The organism is Pseudomonas sp. NPDC087346 (genome assembly GCF_044744235.1).
Classification (GTDB): Bacteria; Pseudomonadota; Gammaproteobacteria; order Pseudomonadales; family Pseudomonadaceae; genus Aquipseudomonas.
Genome location: NZ_JBIUXX010000016.1, coordinates 70011 through 72889 on the forward strand (window position 1 = coordinate 70011; position 2879 = coordinate 72889).

Genomic DNA, 2879 nt, shown 5'->3' on the forward strand with positions numbered 1-2879 from the left:
TTTCCATGCACCCCCGCCACACCAACCACACCCCAACCCGCCGGGGGCCCCCCCCCCCCCCGTCCGTGGGCAAGGACATTGCTCCGCTCAAGGACGCGTACAACATTGAAGAGCTGAAGACGCTCGACGTGATTCTGACCTGCCAGGGCGGCGACTACACCAGCGAAGTGTTCCCCAAGCTGCGCGAGGCCGGCTGGCAGGGTTACTGGATCGACGCGGCTTCCAGCCTGCGCATGAACGATGACGCGGTCATCATTCTTGATCCGGTCAACCGCAAGGTCATCGACCAGCAGCTCGATGCGGGCACCAAGAATTACATCGGCGGCAACTGCACCGTCAGCCTGATGCTGATGGGCCTGGGCGGTCTGTTCGAAGCAGGTCTGGTCGAGTGGATGAGCGCCATGACTTATCAGGCGGCATCCGGTGCCGGCGCGCAGAACATGCGTGAACTGATCAAGCAGATGGGCGCGACCCACGCCGCTGTCGCCGATCAACTGGCCGACCCGGCCAGCGCGATCCTCGACATCGACCGTCGTGTGGCTGAAGCCATGCGCAGTGAAGCGTACCCGACCGAAAACTTCGGTGTACCGCTGGCCGGCAGCCTGATCCCGTGGATCGACAAGGAACTGCCGAACGGCCAGAGCCGCGAAGAGTGGAAGGCCCAGGCCGAGACCAACAAGATTCTCGGTCGCTTCAAGAGCCCGATCCCGGTCGATGGTATCTGCGTGCGCATTGGCGCCATGCGTTGCCACAGCCAGGCGCTGACCATCAAGCTGAACAAAGACGTGCCGATTGCCGACATCGAAGGGCTGATCAGCCAGCACAACCCTTGGGTCAAACTGGTGCCAAACCAGCGCGAAATCAGCATGCAGGAGCTGAGCCCGACCAAGGTTACCGGCACCCTGAATGTTCCGGTTGGCCGTCTGCGCAAGCTGAACATGGGTACTCAGTACCTCGGTGCCTTCACCGTCGGCGACCAACTGCTGTGGGGCGCGGCCGAACCGCTGCGTCGCATGCTGCGGATTCTGCTTGAGCGTTAATCGATTGAAACTGTGAAAGAACCCGTGCCTTGCAAGAGGTGCGGGTTTTTTTATGCCTGAGGTTTCTCGGTTGTCAGGTCTGGCCTCATCGCTGGCAAGCCAGCTCCCACAGGTTTCTGTTGTGAAACTGGAATCTGTGTACACCACTGGCCACTGGGGGAGCCAGCTCCCACAGGTTTCTGTTGTGAAATTGGAATCTGTGCTCACCACCGGCCACTGGGGGAGCCAGCTCCCACAGGTTTCTGTTGTGAAATTAGAATCTATGTACCCCACCGGCCACTGGGGGAGCCAGCTCCCACAGGTTTCTGTTGTGAAATTGGAATCTGTGCACACCACCGGCCACTGGGGGAGCCAGCTCCCACAGGTTTCTGTTGTGAAATTAGAATCTATGTACCCCACCGGCCACTGTGGGAGCTGGCTTGCCAGCGATGGGGTCGGCCCAGACACCAAAAATCCTTCAGAAATTGCCTGCATGGCACTCACCCGGTAAAGTGCCGCTCCCCCCGTTTCGCCAGAGGCCGCACCATGACCCAGACCCTAGATATTGCCGTAATCGGCGCCACCGGTACTGTCGGCGAAACACTTGTGCAAATTCTCGAAGAGCGCAACTTCCCGGTCGGCAATCTGCACTTGCTCGCGAGCAGCGAATCCGCCGGCAGCTCAGTGCTGTTTCGCAACAAGAACGTGCGCGTGCGTGAGGTCGACGAGTTCGATTTCAGCAAGGTCAAACTGGTGTTCTTCGCCGCCGGCCCGGCCATCACTTTGAGCTATGCGGCACGCGCCCACGCTGCCGGTTGCTCGCTGATCGACTTGTCTGGCGCCTTGCCGGCCGATCAGGCGCCGCAAGTGGTGCCGGAGGCCAACGTTGAGGTGCTGGCCAATCTGAAAGCGCCGTTCCAGGTCAGCAGCCCGAGCCCGTCGGCCACCACACTCGCCGTCGTGCTGGCGCCGTTGCTCGATCTGATCGATCTGCAATACGTCAATGTCAGCGCCAATCTGGCCGTTTCCGCCCAAGGTCGTGAAGCCGTTGCCGAGCTGGCGCGCCAGACCGCCGAGTTGCTGAACATGCGCCCGCTGGAGCCGAAATTCTTTGACCGGCAGATGGCATTCAACCTGCTGGCTCAGGTCGGTACGCCTGACGCTCATGGCCATACGCTGCTGGAAAAACGTCTGGTGCGCGAGTTGCGCCAGGTGCTGGCACAGCCTTTATTAAAGATTTCCGCAACTTGCATTCAAGCGCCGGTGTTTTTTGGCGATAGCTTTAGCGTGACCTTGCAGTCAGCGAGCGCGATCGACCTGCAAAAGGTCAACGCTGCACTCGAAGATGCACCGGGGATCGAGCTGGTTGAAGCCGGCGATTATCCGACTGCGGTCGGTGACGCGGTAGGGCAGGACGTGGTCTATGTCGGTCGAGTGCGCAGCGGTGTCGATGACCCGGCGGAACTTAATCTATGGCTGACGTCAGATAATGTGCGCAAAGGTGCAGCCCTTAACGCTGTGCAGGTGGCTGAATTGTTGATAAAAGACCTGCTGTAAAAGATACTTGGCGACAATTTGTCGACTGATTCTAGGCTGGCGCTATGCTTGGCCGAAGTGCTTGACGACGTGTCACCCTCCGGGACTTTCCGGGGCATCAAAGAAATAATCGCGCGCGACACCCTGTCGTCGTCGCGCGCAATGCCTTACGGCAGCGGTTTTCACAATATTCTCGCTGGCCGAGGAACGTTCAAACAAAGGATGAGGCTATGGTTCAAGTTCGCAAACTGGTGTTAGCAATAGCGGCCGCCTCGGCGCTGTCCTCCGGTATGGCGCATGCCCTCGGGCTCGGGGAGCGGGGCC

At 59.8% G+C, this 2879-nt stretch carries 3 protein-coding genes; all 3 read left to right on the forward strand.

The features are described 5' to 3' along the window. Positions 1-5: 5 nt before the first annotated feature. Entirely contained in the window at positions 6-1040 is a 1035-nt protein-coding gene (gene asd / locus ACIOZM_RS12520; RefSeq protein ID WP_401214033.1) for an aspartate-semialdehyde dehydrogenase, read from the forward strand. 525 nt (positions 1041-1565) lie between these two features. Continuing rightward, entirely contained in the window at positions 1566-2576 is a 1011-nt protein-coding gene (locus ACIOZM_RS12525; protein ID WP_401213931.1) for an aspartate-semialdehyde dehydrogenase, read from the forward strand. Between the two features lie 209 nt (positions 2577-2785). Continuing rightward, positions 2786-2879: hypothetical protein (locus ACIOZM_RS12530; RefSeq protein ID WP_401214035.1), on the forward strand; the 94-nt coding region annotated here is incomplete at its 3' end.